At 63.1% G+C, this 24,827-nt stretch carries 22 protein-coding genes; 13 read left to right on the forward strand and 9 right to left on the reverse strand.

The annotated features are described in order from the left end of the window. Positions 1 to 407: 407 nt before the first annotated feature. On the reverse strand, positions 408 to 1,541 hold the full coding sequence (locus FHT08_RS01310; protein WP_166774023.1) for a PilT/PilU family type 4a pilus ATPase: 1,134 nt from the start codon (positions 1,539 to 1,541) through the stop codon (positions 408 to 410). Between the two features lie 98 nt (positions 1,542 to 1,639). Here FHT08_RS01310 and FHT08_RS01315 point away from each other — a divergent pair, with 98 nt between their 5' ends. The 13 genes from FHT08_RS01315 (at position 1,640) to FHT08_RS01375 (ending at position 16,262) form a co-directional block, all read left to right on the forward strand. Further along, positions 1,640 to 2,023 (forward strand): DUF4398 domain-containing protein, encoded by a 384-nt coding sequence (locus FHT08_RS01315; RefSeq protein WP_104605921.1) that lies wholly within the window; start codon positions 1,640 to 1,642, stop codon positions 2,021 to 2,023. Next, positions 2,020 to 2,910 (forward strand): hypothetical protein, encoded by an 891-nt coding sequence (locus FHT08_RS01320; protein ID WP_166774024.1) that lies wholly within the window; start codon positions 2,020 to 2,022, stop codon positions 2,908 to 2,910. Before FHT08_RS01315 ends, FHT08_RS01320 begins: the two co-directional genes overlap by 4 nt. Positions 2,911 to 3,246: 336 nt before the next feature. Continuing rightward, positions 3,247 to 3,465 carry a YdcH family protein gene (locus FHT08_RS01325; protein WP_002814034.1) on the forward strand — a complete coding sequence of 73 codons (219 nt, stop codon included), beginning with the start codon at positions 3,247 to 3,249 and terminating at the stop codon, positions 3,463 to 3,465. A 287-nt stretch (positions 3,466 to 3,752) separates the two neighbouring features. Further along, the gene (locus tag FHT08_RS01330) at positions 3,753 to 5,123 is read left to right on the forward strand and encodes a pyridoxal-phosphate dependent enzyme (RefSeq protein ID WP_166774025.1); all 1,371 of its coding nucleotides are present in this window, start codon (positions 3,753 to 3,755) and stop codon (positions 5,121 to 5,123) included. A gap of 88 nt (positions 5,124 to 5,211) precedes the next feature. Beyond that, entirely contained in the window at positions 5,212 to 6,432 is a 1,221-nt protein-coding gene (locus FHT08_RS01335; protein ID WP_166774027.1) for a cystathionine gamma-synthase, read from the forward strand. Continuing rightward, complete coding sequence (locus FHT08_RS01340) at positions 6,429 to 7,250, forward strand: ABC transporter permease (protein WP_166774028.1); 822 nt, start codon at positions 6,429 to 6,431, stop codon at positions 7,248 to 7,250. The genes FHT08_RS01335 and FHT08_RS01340 overlap by 4 nt, the downstream gene beginning before the upstream one ends. A 39-nt stretch (positions 7,251 to 7,289) precedes the next feature. Further along, complete coding sequence (locus tag FHT08_RS01345; protein ID WP_166774030.1) at positions 7,290 to 8,630, forward strand: ABC transporter ATP-binding protein; 1,341 nt, start codon at positions 7,290 to 7,292, stop codon at positions 8,628 to 8,630. Continuing rightward, entirely contained in the window at positions 8,627 to 9,199 is a 573-nt protein-coding gene (locus tag FHT08_RS20115; RefSeq protein ID WP_166774031.1) for a CatB-related O-acetyltransferase, read from the forward strand. Before FHT08_RS01345 ends, FHT08_RS20115 begins: the two co-directional genes overlap by 4 nt. 45 nt (positions 9,200 to 9,244) lie before the next feature. Then, positions 9,245 to 10,471, forward strand: a complete 1,227-nt coding sequence (locus tag FHT08_RS01355; protein ID WP_166774033.1) for a class I SAM-dependent methyltransferase — start codon at positions 9,245 to 9,247, stop codon at positions 10,469 to 10,471. Between the two features lie 65 nt (positions 10,472 to 10,536). Further along, positions 10,537 to 13,053 (forward strand): glycosyltransferase, encoded by a 2,517-nt coding sequence (locus FHT08_RS01360; protein ID WP_166774035.1) that lies wholly within the window; start codon positions 10,537 to 10,539, stop codon positions 13,051 to 13,053. Next, on the forward strand, positions 13,050 to 14,021 hold the full coding sequence (locus tag FHT08_RS01365) for a glycosyltransferase (protein WP_166774037.1): 972 nt from the start codon (positions 13,050 to 13,052) through the stop codon (positions 14,019 to 14,021). The genes FHT08_RS01360 and FHT08_RS01365 overlap by 4 nt, the downstream gene beginning before the upstream one ends. Positions 14,022 to 14,132: 111 nt before the next feature. Then, complete coding sequence (locus tag FHT08_RS01370; protein WP_166774038.1) at positions 14,133 to 15,704, forward strand: hypothetical protein; 1,572 nt, start codon at positions 14,133 to 14,135, stop codon at positions 15,702 to 15,704. Between the two features lie 33 nt (positions 15,705 to 15,737). After that, complete coding sequence (locus FHT08_RS01375) at positions 15,738 to 16,262, forward strand: hypothetical protein (protein ID WP_166774040.1); 525 nt, start codon at positions 15,738 to 15,740, stop codon at positions 16,260 to 16,262. A 77-nt stretch (positions 16,263 to 16,339) separates the two neighbouring features. On the opposite strand, the gene FHT08_RS01380 is transcribed toward FHT08_RS01375, so the two are convergent. The 8 genes from FHT08_RS01380 to FHT08_RS01415 form a co-directional block, all read right to left on the reverse strand. After that, positions 16,340 to 16,870, reverse strand: coding sequence for an MAPEG family protein (locus FHT08_RS01380; RefSeq protein WP_243848923.1), 531 nt, complete (start codon positions 16,868 to 16,870; stop codon positions 16,340 to 16,342). Positions 16,871 to 17,170: 300 nt separating this feature from the next. Beyond that, a complete protein-coding gene (locus tag FHT08_RS01385; RefSeq protein ID WP_166774042.1) occupies positions 17,171 to 18,667 on the reverse strand; it encodes a hypothetical protein in 1,497 nt (498 codons plus the stop codon). Between the two features lie 70 nt (positions 18,668 to 18,737). Continuing rightward, positions 18,738 to 19,130, reverse strand: a complete 393-nt coding sequence (locus FHT08_RS01390) for a GtrA family protein (RefSeq protein ID WP_166774044.1) — start codon at positions 19,128 to 19,130, stop codon at positions 18,738 to 18,740. Further along, positions 19,127 to 20,422 carry an NAD(P)/FAD-dependent oxidoreductase gene (locus tag FHT08_RS01395; RefSeq protein ID WP_166774045.1) on the reverse strand — a complete coding sequence of 432 codons (1,296 nt, stop codon included), beginning with the start codon at positions 20,420 to 20,422 and terminating at the stop codon, positions 19,127 to 19,129. The genes FHT08_RS01390 and FHT08_RS01395 overlap by 4 nt, the downstream gene beginning before the upstream one ends. Before the next feature lie 22 nt (positions 20,423 to 20,444). Beyond that, on the reverse strand, positions 20,445 to 21,389 hold the full coding sequence (locus FHT08_RS01400; protein ID WP_166774047.1) for an NAD-dependent epimerase/dehydratase family protein: 945 nt from the start codon (positions 21,387 to 21,389) through the stop codon (positions 20,445 to 20,447). A gap of 1 nt (position 21,390) precedes the next feature. Continuing rightward, entirely contained in the window at positions 21,391 to 22,119 is a 729-nt protein-coding gene (locus tag FHT08_RS01405; protein WP_166774049.1) for an SDR family oxidoreductase, read from the reverse strand. A gap of 2 nt (positions 22,120 to 22,121) precedes the next feature. Then, the gene (locus FHT08_RS01410) at positions 22,122 to 23,423 is read right to left on the reverse strand and encodes an FAD-binding oxidoreductase (RefSeq protein ID WP_166774051.1); all 1,302 of its coding nucleotides are present in this window, start codon (positions 23,421 to 23,423) and stop codon (positions 22,122 to 22,124) included. Next, a complete protein-coding gene (locus FHT08_RS01415) occupies positions 23,423 to 24,811 on the reverse strand; it encodes a UbiA family prenyltransferase (protein ID WP_166774747.1) in 1,389 nt (462 codons plus the stop codon). Before FHT08_RS01415 ends, FHT08_RS01410 begins: the two co-directional genes overlap by 1 nt. Positions 24,812 to 24,827 lie beyond the last annotated feature (16 nt).

Genomic DNA, 24,827 nt, shown 5'->3' on the forward strand with positions numbered 1-24,827 from the left:
TACGCGGCATCCATGCCACGTAAGGTCCCGCGACGGCGAGCGGGCAAGGACCAGTCGAGATGGTCGGTGTGCAGGGTTGCAAACAAGGCAGGATGTGCGTTTTTTGAATAACGCAGCGTCGGATCAGCTTCGCAACGCGAGGCGATCAGTCTGCAGGCTTTCAAAAAAGCTACCGATTAACTCTTTGGTGCGGTGTCCTCGCCGATTGCGGGACCGTGTGGCGGCATGGATGCCGCCACCGAGCCCCCAGGGACGGGTTTACGGCGTGTCCCGCGAGCGGTGAGGGCACCGCGCCCTCGACCCACTCAGCGTTTGAGCTGGGCTTCTGGCTGCATCCACCAAAATGCGGCCTACAAAACCACTGCGCTCACCGCCCGGCGGCCGCACGCTAAATTTTGTTGGTCGCTCTAAACAAACCCGTGGCTGATCTTCGGCGCCGCTGCCGTTTCGTAATCCGCATACGGGTCGTGCTCGCCGGAGCCGCCTTCGGACAGGCGGAACTTCAACGCCAGGCCATCGCGCGAGTCGGCCGCGCGCAGCGCTTCCTCCTGCTCGATCTCGCCGGATTTGACCATGCGGAACAGGCATTGGTCGAAGGTCTGCACGCCTTCTTCCAGCGACTCTTCCATTGCCTGCTTGACCTCGTGCACCTGGCCGCGGCGCAGCAGGTCGCGGATCATCGGCGTGTTGAGCAGCACTTCGGTCGCCGGCCGGCGGCGTCCGTCCACGCCCTTGACCAGGCGCAGCGACACCACGGCGCGCAGGTTCAGCGCCAGGTTCATCAGCACGTTCTTGTGCGCGCTCTCGGGGAAGAAGTTGAGGATGCGCTCGATGGTCTGGTCGGCATTGTTGGAGTGCAGCGTCGCCAGGCACAGGTGGCCGGTCTCGGCAAAGGCGATCGCCGCCTCCATGGTCTCGGCATCCAGGATCTCGCCGATCAGGATCACGTCCGGCGCCTCGCGCATCGCGTTCTTCAGCGCGCTCTGGAAGGCGTGCGTGTCCAGGCCCACCTCGCGCTGGTTCACGATCGACATCTTGTGCCTGTGCAGATATTCGATCGGATCCTCGATGGTGAGGATGTGCCCGGTGGTGGTGCTGTTGCGATGGTCGATCATTGAGGCCAGCGAGGTCGACTTGCCCGAGCCGGTCGAGCCGACCACCAGCACCAGCCCGCGCGGGGTCATGATGACGTCCTTGAGCACCTGCGGCAGGTTCAGCTCTTCGATGCTGGGAATCCGGCTGCGGATGGCGCGGATCACCATGCCCACCTCGCCGCGCTGCTTGAACACGTTCACGCGGAAGCGCCCGGCGTCTGACAGGGCGATGGCCATGTTGAGTTCCAGCTCGCGCTCGAACTGCGGGACCTGGCCTTCGTCCATCAACGAATAAGCGATTTTCTTGACCATTCCCGGCGGCAACCCCGTATTGCCGAGCGGGTAGAGCTTGCCTTCGATCTTGATGTACACCGGTGCGCCGGTGGTCAAGAACATGTCCGAGGCATTCTTTTCGGTCATCAGCTTCAGGAAGTAGCCGATATCCATGCGCAATGGTTCCCCAACAAACAGCAGCGTCTCGTTGCAAGTCCGCCGCAGGCTTCCGACAATGGCCGTGCTCGAGACTTCTCGCTACGGCTCCCCTAATGACGGCTAGCTTCGCATACTTGCGGCGATCCCTGTATGGCATCGCCTGTTTCATGGTTCTTTCCTCTCCTGCTGCCGCCCAGGTGGCACCGGAGCTCACCGCCGCCGAACAGGCCGTGCAACGCGCCACCCAGGCCGATGCTGACCAGTACGCCCCTGATCTGGTCAACCTGGCCCGCCAGGAACTGATGCAGGCCCAGCAGGCTCAACTGGACAAGCGCCAGCGCAAGCAGGTGCCGCAGCTCGCCTTGCGCGCAGCGGCCGACGCCGATCTGGCCAAGGCCCGCAGCGAAGAGGCAGTGGTCACCGCCCAGCTGGAGCAGCGGCGCAAGGAAGTGGCGCAACTGCAGAACAGCCTCAACACCGGGGAGGCCGGCCGATGAAACTGCGCCCGCTTCTCTATCTCGGTGTGCTGAGCCTGGCCACGCTGCCGCCGCTGGCGCTGGCTGCCAAGGACGACCCCCAGGCCGACGCGCTCAACCGGCGCCTGGCCATGTTGCAGAACGACCCGCAGACCAATGACCTGGCCCGCTTCGAGCGGCTGCAGGCGCAGCAGAGCGTGGCGGCGCTGGCCGAGGCCAAGCGGCGCGACCGCGACGAACTGGTGTTCCTGGCCGACCGCCGGGTCGAAATCGCCGAGCTCACCGCCCGCACCGCGTTGGCGCGGCGCGAGCTGGATCGACTGGAAGGCACCCGCAACGACCTGCTGATCGAGGCCAGCCGCCGTGACGCCGCGCGCGCGCGCCAGGAAGCCGAGCGTCTACGCGTGCAGACGCAGATCCAGGCCGAAGAGGCCGAGCGCATGCGTCAGGCGGCCGAACAGGAGACCCTGGCCCGCCAGGACGCCGAGCTGGCGCTGACCAGCGTGGCCGGCAAACAGACCGCCAAGCTCAATGCCGCCCAGCAAAAAGCGGTGCAACTGGCGCACGAGGAAGCCGAGCTGGTGGCCGGGGCCAAGTTACCGTCCGCCAAGTTCGACAGCCGCGGCGAAGTGTTTTCTCTCGGCACTGGCGCGTTTGGTGGCAAGTCTGCGCTGTCCGGCGATGCCGCAGGGCAGGCCAAGGCGCTGGCCGAGTATCTGAACATCGGCAAGAAAGGCCGGGTCAGCATCGTCGGCTACGACAGCGATGCGGCCACGGCCAAGAAGCGGGCCGAAGCGGTACGCGACGCGTTGGTGGCTGCCGGCGTCGCCAGTGCACGGCTGCAGGTCAATGGCAGCAAGGCCGCCGCCAGCAAGACGCGCGCTGCCGAGGTGGTTGTCTTGCCGTAATGCAAGTGGTTGGAAGTTAAGGTCTTTTAACCCAGGCATGACGCCTGGTTGAACCGCGGTCACTGATTGAGGCAGGGAACGGCAAAAGCAGCCGTTCTGGCCTTGAACCCCCTCCGCGACCGGCGTAGGGTCGTACTCCCGGGCAGCACTCCGCTGCCTGGAAGTACGGAGGGCCGGGCCAGTGACGCAAGGGCACGCATCAACGCAGTTCGGTGGACAGCTTGTTGGTTCCGCCAGTGCGCTTGCCATTGTGATCCGCGCGTCTTCCATCCCCAAGCAGCGCCCCGTGCCGCCCGCGGCCGGGGCGTTCTTGTTTTAAGTGAAGGAGGTAACGCCATGTTCGAAGGGCAACCGCAGACCGAAATCGACGCATTGGTCAAGTCCGATCCCGAGTTCAAGCAGCTGTACCAACGCCACAAGCTCTTGAACAAGAAATGCATGGATGCCGAACTCGGGGTGCTCCCCATCGACGACGTGACCTTGGGCCAGATGAAACGCGAGAAGTTGCAGGCGAAAGAAAAGCTCACCCGGATGTACGACCAGCTCACTCACTGATCCTTCCCCACCGTTAGAACAAGTTCACCGCCGCGGGCGGTGGCGGCCTCCTCGTCGGCTTGCCACCGTCCGCGTCTTTATTTGCGCATCTGCGTGTCACGCGCCTGGCAGCAGGGCGCGATGCCCGTCTAGCGGCCGCGCAGTCAGGCCGATGGTGGTGGCGCAGCGCTGGCTGAGCCCGCCCGTTCACGGGCCGGCGCGATCGGTTCCAGTCTGAATGAGCATTCCCCAGCCGTTCGTCGGATAATGGGCGGCCAAGCCCCGCGCGACGCAGTGACGATATTCCGATGGCGATCCATTCCTCCGTACTCGAACTGATCGGCAACACGCCGATCGTCAAGGCACAGCACCTGGACACCGGCGTCTGCGAGCTGTTCCTCAAGCTGGAGGCGGCCAACCCCGGTGGATCGATCAAGGACCGCATCGGCCTGTCGATGATCGACGCGGCCGAACAGCGCGGCGACCTGAAGCCCGGCGCGACCCTGGTCGAAGGCACTGCCGGCAACACCGGCCTGGGCCTGGCACTGGTCGCCCAGCAGAAAGGCTACCGGTTGATCCTGGTCGTGCCGGACAAGATGAGCCGCGAGAAGATCTTCAACCTCAAGGCCATGGGCGCCCAGGTGGTGCTGACCCGTTCGGACGTGGCCAAGGGCCACCCGGAGTACTACCAGGACCTGGCCGCCAGGATCGCCGCCGAGACCCCGGGCGCCTACTTCATCAACCAGTTCGGCAATCCGGATAACCCGGCTGCGCACGAATTCGGCACCGGCCCGGAGATCCTGGCGCAGATGGACGGCGATCTGGACGCGATCGTGTTCGGCTGTGGCAGCTCCGGCACCATGACCGGCCTGTCGCGTGCCTTCGCCACCGCCTCGCCGCACACCGAGCTGGTGCTGGCCGACCCGGTCGGCTCGATCCTGACCCAGTACATCGAAGAGGGCACGGTCAGCGAGAAGTCCGGCAGCTGGCTGGTCGAAGGCATTGGCGAGGACTTCCTGCCGGACATCTCCGATTTTTCGCGGGTCAAGAAGGCCTATTCGATCACCGATGCGGAAAGCTTCCACACCGCGCGCGAGTTGCTGGCCAAGGAGGGCATCCTGGGCGGTTCGTCCACCGGCACCCTGCTGGCCGCTGCGCTGAAGTACTGCCGCGAGCAGACCACGCCCAAGCGCGTGCTGGTGTTCGTCTGCGACACCGGCAACAAATACCTGTCCAAGATGTACAACGACTACTGGATGCTGGACAACGGCTTTCTGGAACGCCCGCAGCACGGCGACCTGCGCGACCTGATCCTGCGCCCGTACACCAAGCGCGACACCGTGGTGGTCGGGCCGAAGGACCTGCTGACCACCGCCTACCAGCGCATGAAGCTGTACGACGTCTCGCAGCTGCCGGTCATCGATGACGGTGAACTGGTCGGCATCGTCGACGAGAGCGACGTGCTGCTGCATGTGTACGGCGACGAGGCACGCTTCCGCGACCCGATCTCCACCGCCATGGTCAGCAAGCTCGATCGCCTGGATGTCGCCTCGCCGATCGAGGCGCTGCTGCCGGTGTTCGACCGCGGCCAGGTCGCCATCGTCATGGACGGCAACCAGTTCCTCGGCCTGATCACCCGCATCGACCTGCTCAATTACCTGCGCCGCCGCGTGCAGTGATCGCGCCACGCCGCGCGCCGGATGCGACGCGCGGCACCGGCCATTCAGACCTGCTTGTTACAATCCGCCACTTTTTCCGGGAACCTCCATGTCCAATCGCACCACACCCAGCCACGGCGGCGAGCGCGAACTCTCGCTCGCGACGCTGGCGATCCATGGAGGGCAGTCGCCGGACCCCAGCACCGGGGCGGTGATGCCGCCGATCTATGCGACATCCACCTATGCGCAGTCCAGCCCGGGCGAGCATCAGGGCTTCGAATACTCGCGTACCCACAACCCCACGCGCTTTGCCTATGAGCGCTGCGTCGCGTCGCTGGAGGGCGGCACGCGTGCGTTCGCGTTCGCCTCCGGCATGGCCGCGACCTCCACGGTGATGGAACTGCTGGACGCCGGCAGCCACGTGGTGGCGATGGATGACCTGTATGGCGGCACCTTTCGCCTGTTCGAGCGCGTGCGTCGCCGCACCGCCGGCCTGGATTTCAGCTTCGTCGACCTGACCGATGCGGCTGCGTTCGAAGCCGCGATCCGCCCCGACACCAAGATGGTGTGGATCGAGACCCCGACCAACCCGATGCTCAAGCTGGTCGATATCGCGGCCATCGCCGCGATCGCGCGCAAGCACGGCCTGCTGATCGTGGTCGACAACACCTTTGCCTCGCCGATGCTGCAACGCCCGCTTGGCCTGGGCGCCGACATCGTGGTGCACTCGGCTACCAAGTACCTCAATGGTCACTCGGACATGGTCGGCGGCATCGCGGTGGTCGGCGACAACGCCGAACTGGGCGAGCAACTGGCGTTCCTGCAGAACTCCATCGGCGGCGTGCAAGGCCCGTTCGACAGCTTCCTGGCGCTGCGCGGCCTCAAGACCCTGCCGCTGCGCATGCGCGCGCATTGCGAGAACGCCCTGGCGCTGGCGCAATGGCTGGAAACCCACCCCGCGATCGAAAAGGTGATCTACCCCGGCCTGGCATCACACCCGCAGCACGCACTGGCCCAGCGCCAGATGTCCGGCTTCGGCGGCATCGTCTCGATCGTTCTCAAGGGCGGCTTCGAGGCGGCCAAGCGTTTTTGCGAGAAGACCGAACTGTTCACCCTGGCCGAATCGCTCGGCGGCGTGGAAAGTCTGGTCAACCATCCCGCCGTCATGACACACGCCTCCATCCCGGTGGCCCGCCGCGACCAGCTTGGCATCAGCGATGCGCTGGTGCGGTTGAGCGTGGGGGTTGAGGATTTGGGGGATTTGCGCAGGGATTTGGAACAATCGCTTGCTCCTGCCTCTTCCTTTCAATCGATGCACACCTGCTCATGACCAACTCTCTGTCCCCAGCCTCGGCGCTGCAAAGCTTCGGCCGGCATCGCAAGCTGATCTATCAGCTCGCCAAACGCGAGATTCTGGGGCGCTATCGCGGTTCCATAGCTGGACTGGCCTGGTCGTTCTTCAACCCGCTATTGATGCTGGCGGTCTATACCTTCGTTTTTTCCTACGTGTTCAACGCTCGTTGGGGAACCTCGGCGGAAGGCGGCAACAGGGCAGAGTTCGCAATAATTTTGTTCGCTGGAATCATGGTTCATGGATTTCTGACCGAATGCATCAGCAGGGCGCCGATGCTGGTGCTGGCGAACGCTAGCTACGTCAAGAAAGTGGTGTTCCCCCTGGATATCCTGACGTGGTCCGCAGTGGCGTCGTCTTTCTTCCACATGCTCATCACTCTTTCGGTGCTGTTGATCGCTCAATATCTGCTACTCGGTCGGTTCCCCCTGACGGTCTTCTATTTCCCGTTGGTGATCCTTCCATTGGTGCTCTTGGCGGCAGGCGTCACCTGGTTCTTCGCCGCTTTGGGCGTCTACTACCGCGATATCGGACAGATCACGGGCCTACTGGCTACCGTGCTGCTCTTCATGAGCCCAGCGTTATATCCAATAACGTCGCTGCCAGAGGGCATGCGCAAGTGGATCTATCTGAATCCGCTAACGTTCATCATCGAGCAATCCCGTAACGTGCTGATGTGGGGCTTGCCTCCAGACTGGATGGGTCTTCTCAAGTACTTCATCGGCAGCTTGGTTCTCGCTTACCTGGGCTACTTCTGGTTTCAACTCGTACGTCGCGGCTTTGCCGACGTCGTTTAGTCGTCTTTCGCAACGTTCGCTTCCACCTAAAGGTTTCCCATGTCGGAATTGGCGATACAGGTATCAGCCGTATCCAAGTGTTATCAGGTGTACGACAAGCCGCACGACCGTATTAAACAGGCGCTTTTTCCGCGGGTAGGGCGATCGCTGGGCCTGGGAGCGCGCAAGTACTTTAAAGAGTTCTGGGCGCTGCAGGAGGTGTCGTTCGAGGTGCGGCGCGGCGATACGGTGGGCATCATCGGGCGCAACGGTTCCGGCAAGTCCACGTTGCTGCAGATGATCTGCGGCACGCTCACGCCCACGTCCGGCAGTATCAACGTGAAGGGCCGGGTGGCGGCGCTGCTCGAACTGGGAGCGGGCTTCAATCCCGAGTTCACCGGCCGGGAAAACGTGTTCATGAGCGCGACCATTCTGGGCCTGTCGCATGCCCAGATTGAGGAGCGATTGGATCGCATCCTCGCCTTCGCCGACATTGGAGACTTTGTCGATCAACCGGTGAAAGTCTATTCCAGCGGCATGTACGTGCGATTGGCCTTCGCGGTGATTGCCCATGTCGATGCAGACATCCTCGTAGTGGACGAGGCATTGGCGGTGGGCGATGCGGTGTTCGTGCAGAAGTGCATGCGATTTCTGCGCGCATTCCGTGAGCGCGGAACCCTGCTGTTCGTCAGTCATGACACCGGCTCGGTGCTGAGTTTCTGTCAGTCGGCGCTCTGGCTGGACAAGGGGGCAATGCGCATGCATGCCTCTGCTCAGGAAACCACCCAGGCCTACATCGAATACTGTGCACAGGAAAGTTACGGCGACGAGGTAAAACTTCAGGCGCTGGAGCGGCGCCGGACTGGCCCGGCCGAAGTGACGCGGGCGGCCGCCAAGACGGTAGAGGAAGTCAAGCTCGAGCTGTTTGACAACATCGCCCATTCGGATGGCTGGAAGTCGGGTGCGGCCAGCATCACGTCAGTGGAACTGGTAAATCTCGACGATCCGGGGCGGCCCTATTTCTTCGGCGGCGAACACGTTGCCTTGCGTATCTCCGCGCAGGCGCACCAGGACATGGTCAGCCCGATTCTCGGGTTCTTCGTCAAGGACAGTCTGGGTCAGTCTCTCTTCGGCGAACACACGTTCACGCATGTGCAGCCTCCGCTCAAGGTGGCCGCTGGTGAGTCGCTGGAGTCCGAGTTCGTTTTCCATCTCCCGCTGCTGCCGAATGGGGACTACTCGATGACCGTCTCCATCGCCGAGGGTGATCCCTGGACGAACACGCAGCACCATTGGCTACACGACGCCTTGATCATCAAGGTGTCCTCGCCCTCGTTGCGCTACGGGCTCGTGGGCATTCCTTTCGGGAAGGTCGACATGAAGGTTGTGGGTGCACGATGACGGATGTTTATGCGAGCAGGATCGCACCGCTGGTCAGCGACGATCCGCGCATATCGGTAGGGCGCTTCACGTACGGTAATCCCGCTTTCAAGGTCTGGAGCGAGGGCGAATCCATCAGTGTCGGTGCGTTCTGTTCGATTGCCGAAGGTGTCTTGATCTTCGGCGGCGGCGAACACCGCAGCGACTGGGTGACTACGTTTCCATTGCGCATAGCCTTCGGCGATCCATTGGCTGGACAGGACGGTCATCCAGCCAGCAAGGGACCAACCCGGATCGGTAACGATGTCTGGATCGGACATGGCGCCACCATATTGTCCGGGGTGACCGTGGGCGATGGTGCAATCATCGGCGCTCAGGCGGTCGTGGCCCGTGATGTGCCGCCTTACGCCGTGGTGGGAGGCAACCCGGCACGCGTAGTGCGCTACCGGTTCGCACCCGAGCAGATCTCCCGACTTCTGGCCATTCGCTGGTGGGACTGGCCCGTCGAAGACATCCACGCGCACCAGCATCTGCTGTGCAACGAAGATATCGATGGTTTCATCGCCGCATTTGCGGAAAAGACGGGCTGAGCAGGCTCGATAACGTGCCGTGCTGCTCGATGCAAGGAGAGTCATGTGATCAGTTTTCCCATCAACAATACGATGTTCATGCAGCCCCAGAGCACGCCAGAGAGCGCCTGGCTGGGGCATATTCCGTTCGCGGGCTGGCTGATAGAAGTGATGCGGCCCGGGATCCTGGTAGAGCTGGGCACCCACCGCGGCGCCTCCTACCTCGCCTTCTGCCAGGCGATCCAGCGCTGCGCGGTACAGACCAAGTGCTACGCGGTGGATACCTGGGAAGGTGACGATCACGCCGGTGAGTACAGCGAAGAAGTCTTCTTCACCTTGCTCGATTACCACCAGCGCAACTACGCCGAGTTCTCGCGGCTGATGCGCATGCGCTTCGAGGAGGCGGTGGGGTACTTCGAAGACGGCAGCGTCGACCTGTTGCACATCGACGGGCTGCATACCTACGAAGCGGTCCGTGGCGATTTCGAGACATGGCAGGCCAAGCTCTCGCAACGTGCGGTGGTCCTGTTCCACGACATCAACGTGCGCGAGCGGGATTTCGGAGTGTGGCGCTACTGGGCGGAGATGCGGGAGCGCTACCCCTCCTTCGAGTTCACCCATACCCATGGCCTGGGTGTCCTGCTGGTCGGCCCCGAGCAGCCCGAGGCGCTGCGACAGCTGTGTGCCACAGGAGCGTCGGGGGACGGAGAGGTCCTGGTGAACCGCATGTTCGACAACGCCGGGCGACTGATCTCGGCCAACATCGACATCGGTACCCTGGCGCGGGAACAAGGGCGGCTGGCCGGGCTGCTGAACCAGAGCGAGGCGGCAGCCGCCGGCTTGCATGCCGAGAAGGCCTCGCTCCGCGACGAATGCGAGTCGCTGCAGGCCAGGCTGGCGGCCCAGGAGGGCGCCTACCATGGCGAGCTGGCACGCAGTTCGGAGCTCTCGGAAGCGGCAGGGACCGAGTTGAGAGCCGAGAACGCTGCGCTCCGCAACGAATGCGAGACATTGCGGGGCAGGCTGGCGGACCAGGAGGGCGCCTACCACGGCGAACTCGCGCGCAGTTCGGAGCTTTCGGAAATGATCGCCCGCACCGCCGACCTTCCTGCCGCCGTCGAGCGTTTCCAGTCCGAACTGGAGGGCATCCGGCAACTGGTCGAGGCCAAGGATCTCGAGATCAATCGGCTCCATGAAATCGCCCAGAGCGACCGGCTGGAACTGGAACGAATGCGCAACTCGTTCAGCTGGCGCCTGATGGCACCCTTCCGGGCGCTGCGCAGGAGCAGTTAAGCTGCAGCCAGGAATGTTAATATTTCGGTGAAGACCCGTTGACCGCAGCCCTTACCGGAAACCTGATGAAACCATGGCGTGTCCTGCTTCTCGATACCAAGCGAAGCAATCCCAATCATTACATCTGCCTGGCCATCGCGCGGGCCTTGGGAGACAGCGCGGTGGTCGAGGTCGTGGTCAAGGCCGAGTACGCTGCTGCCATCGATCAGGCCCGGTTGCATGGATGCAACCTGCTGATCGCGTTCGATGGGGAGGAGCTCGACCGTACGATCGTCGAACGGCTGGTGCACGTATGCGGACGCAGCGTGCTGTGGGTGACCGAGGATCCCTACGAGCGCAGCGTGAACAAGCGCAATGCGGACCTGTTCGACCTGGTGTTCACCAACGATGCCGGCAGCGTCGCCGGCTATGGCGCCAAGGGCCGGCATCTTCCGTTCGCAGCCGATGAGCGTTTCCATCTTCATGCGATCCCCGAGACCGACGACGGTCATTATTTTTACGACCTGTTCTTCGCAGGCACCGCCTGGCCGAACCGCGCGGAATTCCTCGCAAAGCTCCAGTCGGCCATTCCCAGCATCAACCTCAAGCTGGCGCTGCCGGCCAATCCGTATATTCCCGAGCCCAAGCTCGGGATGGGAATCAGCGAGTACGACTGGCGCACGCCGAACACCGAGTTCGCCAAGTTCTCCAATCGCAGCCGCTCGGTACTGACCCTGCACCGGGCCTTTTCCTCCTCCGGCAACGACCCGGTGGCACATACGCCGGGCCCGCGGTTCTTCGAGGTCGCGCTGGCCGGTGGCTTCCAGCTGGTGGATACGTCGATTCCCGAGATCAGGGTCGGCGACTTCTTCGAGGAAGGCAGCGAGTTCGTCGGCTTTGAAAGCGTGCGCGAATGCATCGACAAGCTTTCCTTCTATCTGGCCCATCCTCAGCAGCGGCTCGAGATCGCGCGTGCCGCCCAGCGCCGTGCACGCGAGCACCATCTCTACGCGCATCGTGTCTCCGCGCTGTTCGAGGCACTGGAAGATGTCAGGGTGCCGGCCGTGCCCTCGGTGGCGGCAGGCCAGCCGGATCCCCGTCCTCGCCTGTTGGTGGTCAGTCACAACATCCTGGGAGTCGAACCCTATGGCGGCGTGGAGGTCTACCAGGATTCGATCCGGCAGGCACTGAGGGATCAGTTCGAGCTGCTGTTCTACGTCCCGGACCGCGGGGTGGGCGCGCTGGGTGCGCGCTATCTGCTGCTGGACGAGTCCCTGGCGACGGTGGAGGCATTGGACTGCGCCGCACCGCTGGACGAGTACCTGCTGTCGTGCCCCGAGCGTGAGGAGCTGTTCTCCCGTCTACTTCGGCGCCATCGAATCGAACTCGTGCACTTCCAGCATTTGATAGGACACGTGCCGTCGCTGGGCTTCATCCCGTCGTCGCTCGGCATCCCCACCCTGCTGAGCCTGCACGACTACTATGCGGTGTGTTCGCGGTTCAACCTGCTGGACTACCGGGGCATGTACTGCAACATTCCGGAGCTCCCGCCGCAGACGTGCGACGTCTGTTTGAATGCCGCGCAGGGGATCGGTGCGGGCAGCCAGGCACGCCGGCGTGCTTTCTTCGGCAGACTCCTGCAGGCGATCGACGTGCTGCATGCCAACACCGAAGGCGTCGCCGATCTGTACCGGCGGATGTACCCGTTGCTCGACGGCAGCGCCAAGCTCAAGGTCATGGGCGTGCCGATGCCGCGTTCGGAAGATGTGGTGCGTCCACTCGCGCCGCCGCGGCCGGCGGCATCCCCTGGCCCGCTGCGCGTCGCCATTGTGGGCAACTTCACCAAGAACAAGGGCGGGGACCAGCTTGTCCACGCCTTCAACCAGCTGCGCGAAGACGATGTCGAGTTCACGATCATCGGCAAGCTCTCCGAGCCCTATGGCGAGATTCTCGGTGTTCTCAAAATCCCGAATGTGCACGTCCACGGCCCTTATGTGCCGGGAAGTCTGCCGCAGATCCTGGCCGGTTTCTCGATGTCGATGCACTGCTCCATCTGGCCGGAGACCTATTGCATCAGCCTGTCCGAGGCCTGGCATGCCGGTCTGGTGCCGATCGTCTCGGACACCGGCGCGCTGGGGGAACGGGTGGCCGATGGCATCAACGGCTACAAGCTGCCGCTGGGCGAGGCAGGCGCCATGATCGCGCTGGTGCGCCGGCTGGTGTCCGACCGCGCGGAGGTCGAGCGGGTCCGTGCGAACATCCATGCCGGGCTCGGCGTCGGGCATGACGAGCACATGGCCTGGCTGGCGCAGCATTACCGGGCGCTGCTCAACGCCGACCGCATGCCGGTCGGCCGGGAAGAGGGCGCCGAGCCGCAGGGCAATACCCTGAAGGCGCTCGGGGTATTGGTCATGGACCGGGCCTGGGCAATCCCGCCGCGCGGCACGACGCTGGTGGTCGGCGAAAGTGCGCAGCTGGTGCCGGCGCCCGAGGCGGGGCTGCTCAGGAAGACCTATCGCTATCTCAGGAGGAACGGGGTCATGAGGACCGCGCGCAGGGCGGTGGGCGAGATTCTCCGCCGCAGCCGGCAGGTGATCCGATGAGCGCACCGAACAGCGTGTTGGTGTGCGGCGCGTCGCCGGACAACCAGAACCGTAATGTGGTGCTGCGCAGCTATGTCGCCGAGGGGTTCGCCCAGGTGCCGGGCATGCGGCAGGTCGTCAACGCACCGCTCGAGTATGCCGCCGACAAGGCGTGGGCGACGCGGCCGGAACTGGTGCTGTGCTTTGGTTCGTGCATGCCGGACGATGCGGATTATGGGCAGATCAAGCGCTACTGCGCGCAGACCGGGACGCCGCTGGTGTTCTGGCTGCACGACGACCCCTACGAGTTCGACTACAGCTACAAGATCAGCGGCATCGCGGATATCGTCTTCAGCAACGACAAATGGTGTGCGGAGCATTACGCCCACCCGCGCGCTTACCATCTTCCGCTGGCCGCCAGCGAGCGAGCGCACCGTCGCGTTATCGGGCCTTCCAAGGACGTCAGCATCTTTTTCTGCGGGGTGGCCTTCGCCAACCGCATCAAGCTGCTCCGCGACCTTTCCAAGCCACTGCAGGCACATGGTGCGGTGGTGCTCGGAGACGGGTGGCCGGAAATGGAGCTGCCGTTTTGCCACAACCAGCGCCTGCCCAACGACGAACTTTCCGATCGCTATGCGCGCTCGTGGATCACCCTCAACATGGGGCGCGACTACCACTACGCCAACGATCGGTTCAAGCTCGATCCTTCGACCCCGGGACCGAGAACATTCGAGGCCGCGATGGCGGGAACGACCCAGGTGTTTTTCGTCGAGAGCCTGGAGATCGTCGATTACTACACGCCGGGCAGCGAAGTGCTGCTCTACAACTCGGTGACGGAGTTCGCCGAGTGCGTCTCCGCCATGCTGTCCGATCCTACGCGTTGCCTGGCCATCGCCGAGGCGGCCCAGCAACGCACCTTGCGCGACCATACCTATCTGCGCCGCGCGCAGACGATGCTGGCATACCTGGAGCAGTGGCGTAGGGGCTAGGTCGGGGTAGATCTGTGACGTGGTTGCAGCACCCTGCGGTGCCGCGTGCCATCGGGTTAATGTGTTGCGTCGATGGGCCAAGGGGGCGAAGACGTGTCAGTTGAATTGTGGATGAGTCTCGGGCTATGCGTACTGGTCGCTTTCTCGCTGCTGTTCGTGGGGGCCGGGCTGCTGTCCTTGCTGGAAGCGGGCAGGCGGCTACGTGGCCTTGAACTGCTTGCGTTTTCGGTGGCGGTCGGCGTCATCGGACATGCTGCGCTCGGCGTGCTGGTCGTTTCGCTGCCGACCGACAACCAGCTCAACGCCGGCCTGGGTTTCGGCCTGCTGTACCTGTTGTCGTGCTGGCAGTGGTACAGCCACCGCATTCCTTGGAAGCTGTTCGGCGAGGGCCGTCGCTCGGCGCTGCTGGGCCTTGTCGCCTGGCTGGCAATGGCGCTGTCCTGCATGGCGATCGTGCTCATGCCGGTCCGCTTTCCCGGCGAATTGCCGGACGGCCCCTATGTGATCAAGAACCACCATCTGCACGTCAAGGTGCAGGTGATGATGGGGGCGTTCCCGGCGGACAACTATCTTCCCTTTCTCGCAAGCGAATTCCTGCTGAGGGATATCCAGTTCGCGTTCGAACGGCCGCTCATGCCCGGCCAGGAGCTGTCCAACCGTCCGGTCCTGATGTCGCTGGTCACGGTTCCGTTCCGGGCTGCCATCGACCCGCCCCAGAAGGCCCAGGCCGCACTGCCCCGGTTTCAGTACGTGGGGCAGGACTGGCCTGACGTGGGGAGCCTCGGCGAGGATGACGCCTTCCGGCAGTTCCTGGCCGTGGGCATCGTGCTCAACAGCACCCTGATGCTCGCCGCGGCATTGTTGCTCTCGCGGATGGGCCTTCGCGCCGGCTATGTGATCGCGGGTCTGGCGCTCATCGCGACCAGCCCTTACTTCATCGCCCAGACCCTGTTCACCTGGCCAAAGGAACTGGCAGGCTTCTTCCTGATCCTCGGCGCCTGCACGCTGCTTTTCCGCCGCCACGCGTGGGTAGCGGGCATCTTTGCCGGAATGGCCTACTGGTCGCATCCCTACGCGATCGTGTTCGCTGCCTGTTTCGGACTGTATGTCCTGGTCAGGGACGGACTGCGCTCGGACAGCCTGCGAGCGTTCGCTCTCTATGGCATCGCATTGCTGGCCTGCGTGGCGCCGTGGTTAGTGTGGACCCGCTGGTACCTGGAAATTCCTTCAGACTTGGTCGCCCAGAACTTGCTCAGTTCGGCAAGCGTGGCCGATCTGGCCTGGGCCCGCGTCAGCAATGCCGCAAGAACCTTCCTGCCGCTCTACCTCGGGACGTACCCTCTGGTGGCGAACCAGGTGTTCCAGGAAACGCTGGTCTCCATTACCGGCGCGACCGGGTTGCTGATGTGCATCCCCGCTTACGCGGGTGCATGGACGTACGGAAGGCATCACCCGCGCGAACTGCTGGCGCTGATCGTGTTGCCCGCCATCCTGTTGGTGGGTGTCTTCAGTTCGCCGGCGGTACCTGCGGTGCACGGCCTGCAACCGATCGGGATCGTGTTGTCGGTGTTCGCGGTGCGGTTCATGCAGGATCGCGCGCGTCCCGCGCTCGTGGTCGTCTTCGTGGTGCTCCAGCTCTTGCTCAACCTCGGCCTGCTGTGGGTTCGGGCGAGATCGTTGTAGTTGGTCTTCGAATTTACAGGTGAAGGAATGGTCATGCGAAGTCTCGCAGTGATGTCGGTATGCGTGGTACTGCTGGCGGGCTGCCGGCAGTACCCGGAAAGCGAGTGCGTTAAGTACGCCGGAGGGACGCGGGAAGTGTCCATGCGCGCGCCCATGGACGATTCGTCCAACATGGCGGTCCCGCTTGCCAACAAGCAGGTGCTCGCGGGCACCTTCGCATCGCCGGCCACCATGAAGATCAGCGAGGTCGGGGTGCAGATCGGCAACAGTGGCGGCGCTGCGCGCGGCAAGGTCGCGCTGAAGCTGTGCCAGGATGAGGCGTGCACGATCGGCAGAGGCGACCTCGCCGGCTCCAAGGACAACGACTACCTGATGATCCACCTGGATTCGGAACTGCCGCTGCGGCAAAGCCGGGGCGTGGTCCGCTACGAGCTCGCCCGTGAAGAGGGCGATGGCAACCTGGTGGTGTGGCTCTATCCCGCGCTGGGGAAGGGGACGCTGGTACTGGATGGCAAGCCCGAGCCGCGCATCATGAACCTCATGATGTACCAGCGTTGATCTCGGGTCTGCGGCGGGTCGCCTCCCGGCGCTCGCCGGCCGGAACGCATGCCACGAATATCTTCAGAATACCTAGATCAGGCAAGACGTTGAATTGCGAGGACGGTCGTCCAGATCAGTAGTCCAACGGTAGGGTAGAACGTAAGCGCAAAACCAAATGCACGTCCGGATGCACCATGGCGGTAGCCAAAGAAGAAAAGAATTCGGCCGCACAAAAATAAGATGGAAGAAGCGGGCGCTAGATGAACCAGGTGGTCGGGCGCCAGAATGCTCCAAGCGGTGTATGTCGGCAAAGCGATGGCCAACTGCTCCAGTGTGTTCTGGATCAACGTCTGGAGCAGGTTGGCTCTTTCGCTGTTGGTCGTCAGCCCGCCTCCATCGAGATCCTGCGGCGTTTCGAATCGATGCCTGGCCAGCCGCATGATGCAAATCACCAGCGTAAACGTCGGCGCAATGGCGGAGAGCGATGCAATCTGCAGGCGTGGCGAAAGCGTCATTGGAAAGCCGAGCGGTTGGACCCTGGCTGCCAGGAAAAATGCTAGGCCACTGATCAGGAGGGCGGCTACCATGCCGCCGATCACGCCGCGCCGCGAATCTCTCGGGTTCACTGATAATCCCTGCCTGGCGGTCGATGTCCGGCAACGCTTTCTGGCTTGCGGTGCGCCGAGTTACGCGGAAGGATACATGCCGCGGTCGATGTTGGTGGCTGGTGCCTGCATTCGATGCATTGCCAAGCCCCGGTTTGACCCAGGACGCCGTCAGCTTCTCATCGCTTTTCGATGGGGTAGGTGCTGCATGGGAACCCGCCAATCCGGGTCGCGTCTTTACGTCCTCTGCCGGCAGAGCCGGGCTAAGGAGTGCTGCGGCGAACCGCATGGAGGCAAGCAGCCGGCGTGGGCTGTTTGCGCCTAGCGCTTTTCGAAGCGCACGCATCCCGTACAGCCGAGCTCATGCTCCAGCAGGGGAGTGTAAAGATGCAGCGGCGGCTTGAAGTCCTGATCGAGTTCCGGGAGGGGGCGGTCCAGGACATAGCCTTGCGTACGCAGCTGCACGGCCGCGTCGTCGACGACCTTGCTCCACAGCACCGCCGAGGGAACGGCCAGATGCGGCCACAGTCCCGGTAGCGTGAAGCGGATGAACGCGGTGGTGCCCGCCGCCGATCCCAGCGCCATGACGAGCAGCGGGGTGAGCATCCAGCCGCCGATGCTGCGCGCCAGCTGGCCTGCCAGCGCGCTGATCGGCAGGTACAGCAGAAAGGCGGCGAAGATGAGGTAGCGCGTGCCGTACAGGTAGGCATCCAGCGCGTGCGGATCGGCGATGCCCTTGCTTCGCAGCACCGGAAGCGCGCTGAAGATCGCCAGCGAGAGTGCCGGAAACCCGGCGACGACGCTCGCCAGCAGGAGCTGGGGGCGGCGGTCCTCGCGCGCTCGCCACGCCATCACCACTGCGGCAGTCAATGCTGCCGCAAGCAGCGCCAGCCCGTAGATAGCGTCTATCGGAAACGACCCGACATCCGGCCAACGAAAGCGGCCGCTTGCCCAGAGCGCCTGCAGGCCACCGTGCGCAAGTCCCATGTAGAGCGCGCCGAAGCGCTTCACCAAGGTGGAGAAGTGAACCGCAAGCGTGGAGGGTTGCGCGCTATGTGCCATGGCCATGCCGTGCAGGACGGTCAGTGCCGCGAATACGGCGACGACGCGCCAGCGCCGGGCAGGCCAGCGGTAGCACCAGGCAGCCACGCCGATACATGCAAGCATGGCCGCGCTGATGGCGATGCCCACTCCCAGAAAATGCATCGAAGCGTAGGACCACGCCAGTGCCCAGACGGCCGCTTCGTGCCGTTGCAGGCCGCAGACCCGGACGAGGTTCAGCAGACCCATCGCCGCACACGTCAGGCACAGCAGCTGTGCCGACATGAACGGCCACGATGCCAGTTCGGCCACAGCGGGCTGTAGCAGGAACATCAGCGCCAGCGCGTAACCGGCTATGAGGCAGACGTACCTGCTGTTTCCCATAGTTTGCAGAACGGTCCGGGACAGCCAGGCCAGCGCTGTGCCCAGCAGTCCCAGCAGGACCATCTGCCGCCAGAACCACAGCCGCTCACTGGCGCCGAACAGGCGTGCCTGCAGGAGCTCGGCGCTGAACTGGAGCGGCGTGAAATGGCCGTTGTAGGCCGCGAAGATGTACTCGCGAAGAAACTGCGATCGGTCGTCGCCCCACGCCCATGCGATGAAGACGCCAGACTCGGCCCGGAATGGCTGGATGTTCAAGCCCGACCAGGCGTAGTAGAGGCTCAGGCACAGGGTCAGCGCAGCCCATGGATAGACCAGGTCCCGCAGGGGCGGGTGCGCATCGAGATGGCGTGCGAACGCTTGGCGGAAAGGAGAGGTCGATTGCTGGTTGTGCATGGTGTTCGATTGCCGGCAGTCGATTGCGAGAGACTTACCGAGGAGGCATTCGCCATCCTCGGCAATAAGGTCAGTTCTTGAACGACAGATGCTTGTGCCCGAGGTAGCTCGTCACCACCGGGACTGCCACGCCGATTGCGTGGGCGAGCGTTTCGTCGTGGTAGTGGATGCCGAGCCACGGAAAGACCCAGCGTACGAGCATGAGGCTTATCACCAACGTCTGCAGTACTGCCAGGCCATTGACGACCACGAACCAGGCGACCTGGGTGCGCTGCCTGTTGGAGGTTTGCGTGAATGCAAGTTTGCGCATCAGCACAAAGGCCGTCGTCATGCCCACCAGGTAGGCGAGCACGATGGCTGCCGCATAGGGCAGCCAGTGGCTGAACAGAATGCGCGATCCGAAGTTCGCCAGCGCGGCGATGCCGCCGGACAGCAGGAAAAAGAAGAACCGCTTGCTGATCATGCCGCCGCCGCGACGTCCGCCAGGCGCCTGCCCACGTCGATGCTTTCGTTGATCGAACGGTCTTCAGGGTAGTAGTAGGCGGTGTCGGCCATGTAGAAGCCCCGCAACGAAGTCTTCATTGAAGGGAGCATATCTTGAAAGCCCGGTGGACAGATGGTCTGCGCGTACTCGTAACGGTGGCAATGGGTTGCGCGGATCCACTCCGGCTTGAAATCCGGGTTGATCATCGGCAAATAGCTGATGACCTCGTCGATCAACTGCTGATTGCTCCACTGCCACTTCGGGTGGCTCTTGGGCATGTAGTAGGGCGCGTACACGATGTGCTCGCCGGGACCCTTGCCGGGGTTGAGGTTGCTGTACTCGATCAGGCCGGGAATGGCGATCCGGTCGTCGCTGATGTTCATCCAGAAGTTTTCGCTGACCGGCCTGGACAGCTTCAGGATCACGCAGGCGACCGGAATGTTCTCGATCGCGCCGACTTGGTCGGCAAACGTCTTGGGCAGGCCGGGAACCATGCCGGGCACGTACTGGATCGGTGCGGTCGACACGACGCCGTCGTAGGCATGGTGGCCGTCGCGGGTGCGGATGCCGGTGACCTGGCCGTCGGCCGAGGCGATCTCCTCGATCGGTTGCGACAGCAGGATGCGACCGCCCAGGCGCGCAACTTCTGCCGCCATGCGTTCCAGCAGAACGGCCGAGCCGCCTTCCAGATAGCCCATGCTTTCGTTAAGAAGATTACGCCGCGACAACGCCACGCGCTTGATACGGGTGCCGATCCACGAGGCGGACAGGTCATTCTGGTACTCGAAGAACTTCAGCGCGAATGCCTTCTCCCACATCACCTTGTAGGCTTTCGGGCCGATCCATCGGGTGATCCAGTCGCGTGCATTCTCCTTGTCGAGCGATGTCCAGTCGCTGATACCCTTGGTGTGCATGACGTGCAGGGCGTAGCGAATCTTGTCGACCAGTCCCAGGTGCGGGAAACCGAGCAGCGCGAACGGCGTTCCCCATTTGTGCAGCTTGCCCTGGTAGTAGTAACCCATCTTGGTGTCGGTCCAGTGCAGGCGGTCTGACAGCTTCAGCTCCTCGAGCAGCTTGAACAGCGGGAAATCGGTCTTGCAGATGAAGTGGTAGTAGCGTTCGATGCGCAGGCCGTCGAAATCGAAATCGGCGGACATGCCACCGATACGGTCGTCGCGTTCGTATACATCGACCTGATGACCTTTCTTCAGTAGTTCCATGGCAGCCATCAGGCCCATGGGGCCGCTGCCGACGATCGCGAATGAGCTCATGTGTTTATCTCGTGGTGACAGTTCAGCGCTTAAGCACGATGTGGCTATAGCGCGGGTCGGTATAACTTTCGCGGATCGCGTCCTCGAATGGCGTCTGGCGCACGCCGAAGACTTTCTCGGTATCGACGCCTTTGAAGTCATCGCCGGCGCTGAGCGCCTTGAGCTGGTCGGCCGTGAATGGGGGTTTCTTGCTAAAGAGCGAATACACGCGCAGAAGGAAGGCAAAGAAACCGATAGGAATATGCACGATCAGCGTATGCAGGCGTTTGACCCGCTTGATGGTCTTGATGATGTCGACATAATCGACCCGGGTATCACCGACGATGTCGTAGACCTCGCCGTTGGGTTCGCGCTCGATGCATTTGGCAATGCAGCGGCAGAAATCGCGTTCGTAGAGCGGTTGACGCATGAACTTGCCATCACCCGGGATCGGAAAGACGGGGGTCTTGGCCATGAAGCGCGACAGCCAGCCCAGATGCTTTGGATCGAACCAGCCAAACATCAGCGTTGGCCGCAATACGCAATGACGCAAGCCGCTGTTCACCACCATCTCCTCCTGGGAGCGCTTGGTGTTGGTGTAATCATCCACAGCGACCGAATTCACCACCGACGAACTGATGTGGACCACAAAGGGCACATCGGCCGCTTTGCAGGCGTCGAGCACGTGCGAGGTGGCAACCAGATTGTTGCGGGTGAAAAGCTCGGTGGTTTTGCCGGTGATCTGTGCATGCAATTGAGCGACGCTGGCCGCACCTTCGAACTCGCGGGCCCATTCGCCCGGTTCGGCCAGGTCCGCATGCACGACGCGCACGGCAGGATGCAGCTCGCGCAGAATCTGCAGGTTGTGCGCATGTTTGTCGATTGCCACCAGTTGGGCGTAGCCCTGCTGTTCGAGCTCGACGATCAGATTCTGGCCGACCAGCCCTGCGGCACCGGTGATGACAATTTTGGCGTGTTTGTCGGTCATGTCAGAGCTTGATCCTGCGGAAAACGAATTCGGGTATGTTCTTGATCGCCAGCATGATGGCCCACCAAAATGCTGGCAGATAGGCCACAGCGCGACGCTTGTCCACTGCACCGAGGATTCCCTTGGCGATCTGGTCCGGCTTTGCCCACAGCGCGCCCTTCTTGAAAGCCGCGGTCATGGGTGTGTCGACGAAGCCGGGCTTGATCGTGAGCACGTTGATGCCCTCCGGGCGCAGGCGCTGGCCCAGGCCGCTCAGGTATGCAGTCACAGCCGCCTTGGCGCTGCCATAGAGGTAGTTGCTGGCTCGGCCGCGGTCTCCCGCCACCGAAGAAATGACTGCAAGCGTGGCGCCCGACGTCAGTCGCGGCACAATCGCCGCGCATAACGCGATCGTGGACGTGCCGTTGGTAGCAAACTCGTGTAGCGACAGCTCGACCGATGCGTTGCATGCTGCTTGATCGGGCAACGTGCCATGTGCGATCAGCACGACATCAACGCCACCCAGCGCCGCCCAGGCAGCGTTTAGTATTTCGCCATGGCGTTGACTGTCGTTGACGTCGAGTACGCCGGTGCTGGTCTCGGCTCCGCGTGTGGTCAGGTCCGCCGCGATCGTCTCCAGGCGGCCTGCCTGTCGGCCGAGCAGATGGATGGCCGCCCCGCGTGCGGCGTAGCGTCGGGCGGTTGCTTCGGCGATGGCCGAGGTGGCACCGATGATGAGGACGCGTTGCATGTCTACTCCGTGACCCGGCGCCAGAAGCCGGAAGAAAAACGTGGATCGAGATAGCTGCCGAACTCGCGCCAGCGGCCATAGGCGCGCTGAAACGACTGCGCTGCCATACGTGCGTCCTTGGCAGGGTACAGAGCACCGCCTGCCTCGTCGACGATGCGGTCCAGTCGCTCAAGCAGGCGGAATACGTCAGGGCCGGTATTGGGGAAGTCCAGCGCCAACGTCGTCCCCGGCCTTGGGAAAGACAGCATGCCGATGGAAGGCATGTTGCCGAACTCTTTCAGCACTGCCAGGAACGAGCCACTGCCGCTGCGTGCGATCTCGGCAAGCAGCGCGTCGACCCCGTCCCGCGCAGTTGCAGGCGGTAAGACACATTGATACTGCAGAAAGCCGGACGGGCCGTACATCCGGTTCCAGTCGCGGATGCCATCCAGCGGGTAAAAGAACGGCAACAGGTGGCTGACGAAGCGTTTGTGCAGGGCGGGCTGGCGCCAGTAGTAAAGCGCGTTGAAAGGCAGCAGAGACACCTTGTTCACCAGCGAAATCGGTGGCGTGACAGGCATGGACAGGCCTGCGCCTGGAGATTTCGGTCGCTCCTCGGCAAGCCCGGTGCAGTGGTCGGCGCGGGTGAAGTGTCCGCGTCCGCGCGCCCTGCCGCCTGCCAGGCAATCGATCCATGCCACGCCGTACTCGTGGCTGTCGGCCGATGCGGCCGACAATGCAAAAAATTCGTCGAGCGAGCCGAAGCGGATGTTCTCTGCTTCCAGCGCGGAACTGCCGACACGGCGTAACTGAATTTCCGCCCAGGTGATCAGGCCGGTCAGGCCCAGCCCTCCCACCGTGGCCGCAAACCAGCGATCGGCGTCATCCGGGGTGCACAGCCGCCGCTCGCCGTCGCTGCGCAGCAGCTCGAATGCGCGCACATGGTGGCCAAAATTGCCGGTGCGGTGGTGGTTCTTGCCATGCACGTCGTTGGCGATCGCGCCGGCGACGGTAACGTAGCGAGTGCCGGGCGTCACTGGCAGAAACCAGCCTTGCGGCAACACCAGCTCGATGATTTCGGCAAGGGTGACCCCCGCCTCACAGCGCAGGACGCCACTACTCGGATCAAAGGCGATGAATCGATCGAGCCCGCGTGCGCACAGCAGCGCACCATCCGGGTTCAGGCAGCTGTCGCCATAACTGCGTCCATTACCACGAGGCAGGGCACGGCCATCGAATGCCGGCAGGCTTGCCGCGCGATCATGGATCGGTAGCAGCGTCTGGTGTGCTCTGGGATAGCGCCCCCAGGACTGCCCCGCCGCCATCAGATGGCGCTCAGGGCGAACAACCCGCACAGCACCACAACGATCTGGCTCACACGGTCGGTGGCAGCGAACACGATCGGGTCATCATGCATCTCTCCGCGATGGGCGATGATCCAGACCCGGCTCACCCAGTACAGCAGCACCGGACACACCAGCCACAGCAGCTTGGGATTGCGGTATAGCTCCACACTCTCGGGGCTGTTGATGTACAGCGCCATGACCATCACCGCGATGTAGCCAGCCGCCGCGCCCATGGATTGCAGCAGCGAGAGATCCTCCACCGAATAGGCGCGGCCACTGGCCCTGGTCTTGCCGCTGCTCAACATGGCATGCAGTTCGGTATAGCGCTTGAGCAGGGCCAGCGACAGGAACATGAACATCGAAAACGCCAACAGCCAGAACGACAGTTCGACGCCGATCGCCATGGCGCCGCCGATGATGCGTACGGTGTAGAGCGCTGCCAGCAGCACGACGTCGATCATTACGATGCGTTTCAAGCGTAGCGAATACGCCAATGTCATGACGTAGTAGGCAAGCAATACCAGGGTGAATTCGATGCTGCATGCCAGTGACAGCAGGAGGCCGGCAACGGTCAGCGCAGGGGCGACCAGCAGACCCTGCAAAAGAGGAAGCCGACCTGCTGCGAACGGGCGCTTGCGCTTGCGCGGGTGCTGGCGGTCAGGCGTCAGGTCCAGCAGATCGTTGAGCACATAGACGCCGGATGCGCATAGCCCGAACGCCACCAGCGCAATCGTGGATTGCGCCACCGATTCCAGATCCAGGAAGCGGTGCGCGGTCAGCAGGGGAACGAACACCAGCAGATTCTTCAGCCACTGATGCAGGCGCAATGCCTTGAGCCAGGCACGGGCACGCGGCGGGGCAGGCCAGTGCGCATGCACGGTCGTCCGCTGCGCAGCCGCCTTGGCGAGTGCGGCGCCATTGTTGACGACCCAGGCGCCACCGGCCTTTTCCCAGACGTGCAAATCCACGCTGCCGTTGCCTGCGTAATCGAAGTTGCCCTGACCAAACGCCTCGACCAGCACATCTGCCTTGTTGCGACCAGACAGATTGCGTTTGCCATCGCTGGCGATCACCTGCTCGAACAGGCCGAGATGCTCTGCAATAGGCCTCACCAGGAGTGCGTCGGACGCCGTGCACAGCACGCGCGGGCGCTGCGTCGTGGTGCGCAACAGTTCCAGCACCTGCTCGTTGTAAGGCAGTGTCTCTGCAGGCAGGACGACGCGGGAGGCAAGTTCTCGCTTTAGCGCAGCCTTGCCGCGCAACAGCCACAGCGGCAGCAAGAACAGGTACAGCGGGTTTCGCGCCAGCAGAGCCAGTACCGACTCGTAGAGGATGTCGGAATTCAAAAGCGTGCCATCCAGATCCACGCAAAGTGCGCGCCCC

The organism is Xanthomonas sp. CFBP 8151, from assembly GCF_011761885.1.
In the GTDB taxonomy this organism is placed as follows: Bacteria; Pseudomonadota; Gammaproteobacteria; order Xanthomonadales; family Xanthomonadaceae; genus Xanthomonas; species Xanthomonas arboricola_B.

Coding starts and splice junctions, on each gene's coding strand:
- FHT08_RS01310 (WP_166774023.1), bottom strand. CDS start 1,541: ATGGATATCGGCTACTTCCTGAAGCTGATGACCGAAAAGAATGCCTCG.
- FHT08_RS01315 (WP_104605921.1), top strand. CDS start 1,640: ATGACGGCTAGCTTCGCATACTTGCGGCGATCCCTGTATGGCATCGCC.
- FHT08_RS01320 (WP_166774024.1), top strand. CDS start 2,020: ATGAAACTGCGCCCGCTTCTCTATCTCGGTGTGCTGAGCCTGGCCACG.
- FHT08_RS01325 (WP_002814034.1), top strand. CDS start 3,247: ATGTTCGAAGGGCAACCGCAGACCGAAATCGACGCATTGGTCAAGTCC.
- FHT08_RS01330 (WP_166774025.1), top strand. CDS start 3,753: ATGGCGATCCATTCCTCCGTACTCGAACTGATCGGCAACACGCCGATC.
- FHT08_RS01335 (WP_166774027.1), top strand. CDS start 5,212: ATGTCCAATCGCACCACACCCAGCCACGGCGGCGAGCGCGAACTCTCG.
- FHT08_RS01340 (WP_166774028.1), top strand. CDS start 6,429: ATGACCAACTCTCTGTCCCCAGCCTCGGCGCTGCAAAGCTTCGGCCGG.
- FHT08_RS01345 (WP_166774030.1), top strand. CDS start 7,290: ATGTCGGAATTGGCGATACAGGTATCAGCCGTATCCAAGTGTTATCAG.
- FHT08_RS20115 (WP_166774031.1), top strand. CDS start 8,627: ATGACGGATGTTTATGCGAGCAGGATCGCACCGCTGGTCAGCGACGAT.
- FHT08_RS01360 (WP_166774035.1), top strand. CDS start 10,537: ATGAAACCATGGCGTGTCCTGCTTCTCGATACCAAGCGAAGCAATCCC.
- FHT08_RS01365 (WP_166774037.1), top strand. CDS start 13,050: ATGAGCGCACCGAACAGCGTGTTGGTGTGCGGCGCGTCGCCGGACAAC.
- FHT08_RS01370 (WP_166774038.1), top strand. CDS start 14,133: ATGAGTCTCGGGCTATGCGTACTGGTCGCTTTCTCGCTGCTGTTCGTG.
- FHT08_RS01375 (WP_166774040.1), top strand. CDS start 15,738: ATGCGAAGTCTCGCAGTGATGTCGGTATGCGTGGTACTGCTGGCGGGC.
- FHT08_RS01385 (WP_166774042.1), bottom strand. CDS start 18,667: ATGCACAACCAGCAATCGACCTCTCCTTTCCGCCAAGCGTTCGCACGC.
- FHT08_RS01390 (WP_166774044.1), bottom strand. CDS start 19,130: ATGATCAGCAAGCGGTTCTTCTTTTTCCTGCTGTCCGGCGGCATCGCC.
- FHT08_RS01395 (WP_166774045.1), bottom strand. CDS start 20,422: ATGAGCTCATTCGCGATCGTCGGCAGCGGCCCCATGGGCCTGATGGCT.
- FHT08_RS01400 (WP_166774047.1), bottom strand. CDS start 21,389: ATGACCGACAAACACGCCAAAATTGTCATCACCGGTGCCGCAGGGCTG.
- FHT08_RS01405 (WP_166774049.1), bottom strand. CDS start 22,119: ATGCAACGCGTCCTCATCATCGGTGCCACCTCGGCCATCGCCGAAGCA.
- FHT08_RS01410 (WP_166774051.1), bottom strand. CDS start 23,423: ATGGCGGCGGGGCAGTCCTGGGGGCGCTATCCCAGAGCACACCAGACG.